Here is a 921-nt window from a genome sequence, read left to right as displayed (position 1 = left end):
TGAGATGTTGGGTTAAGTCCCGCAACGAGCGCAACCCCTATCCCCAGTAGCCAGCGGTTCGGCCGGGCACTCTGAGGAGACTGCCAGGGATAACCTGGAGGAAGGCGGGGATGACGTCAAATCATCATGCCCCTTATGATTTGGGCTACACACGTGCTACAATGGCGTAAACAAAGGGAAGCGAGCCTGCGAAGGTAAGCAAATCCCAAAAATAACGTCCCAGTTCGGACTGCAGTCTGCAACTCGACTGCACGAAGCTGGAATCGCTAGTAATCGCGGATCAGAATGCCGCGGTGAATACGTTCCCGGGTCTTGTACACACCGCCCGTCACACCATGGGAGTCAGTAACGCCCGAAGTCAGTGACCTAACCGCAAGGGAGGAGCTGCCGAAGGCGGGACCGATGACTGGGGTGAAGTCGTAACAAGGTAGCCGTATCGGAAGGTGCGGCTGGATCACCTCCTTTCTAAGGAAGAAGAAGTAGAAAATTGAATGTGTTTTACTGTTGAGTTATCAAGTATACAACTTAATAACCAAATTTCTGGTATCGATGCGCTTGTGGGAAACACCCGTTCCCATCCCGAACACGACGGTTAAGACGCAAGCGGCCGATGGTACTGCACTGGAGACGGTGTGGGAGAGCAGGTGGATGCCAGATCAAATGGGGATGTAGCTCAGTTGGGAGAGCACCTGCCTTGCAAGCAGGGGGTCGAGAGTTCGAATCTCTTCATCTCCACTGAAATCGAAAGATTTCAAGATGGGCTTATAGCTCAGCTGGTTAGAGCGCACGCCTGATAAGCGTGAGGTCGGTGGTTCGAGTCCACTTAAGCCCATTGGGTCTTAAGTAAAATTAAGCCCAGTATCGTACCTTGAAAACTGCATACATGTAAATTTGATTAACTAATCAAATATCCTTGATATA

Annotated in this window: 2 tRNA genes and 2 rRNA genes; all 4 read left to right on the top strand. The window is 50.8% G+C overall.

Annotation, left to right across the window (positions count from 1 at the left end):
- Nucleotides 1-465, top strand: a 16S ribosomal RNA gene (locus LIR34_RS17535); the annotation flags it as partial.
- Between the two features lie 74 nt (nt 466-539).
- Nucleotides 540-657 (top strand): 5S ribosomal RNA (rrf, locus tag LIR34_RS17530).
- 5 nt (nt 658-662) lie between these two features.
- Nucleotides 663-735 (top strand) — tRNA-Ala (locus tag LIR34_RS17525).
- A gap of 23 nt (nt 736-758) precedes the next feature.
- A tRNA-Ile gene (locus LIR34_RS17520) sits at nt 759-832 on the top strand.
- Nucleotides 833-921: the final 89 nt, after the last annotated feature.

It is taken from the genome of Blautia sp. MSK17_66 (genome assembly GCF_020538025.1).
Lineage (GTDB): Bacteria > Bacillota > Clostridia > Lachnospirales > Lachnospiraceae > Blautia_A.
Note: the sequence above shows the minus strand (reverse complement) of the source record. Positions and strands in the feature narration are given on the sequence as shown.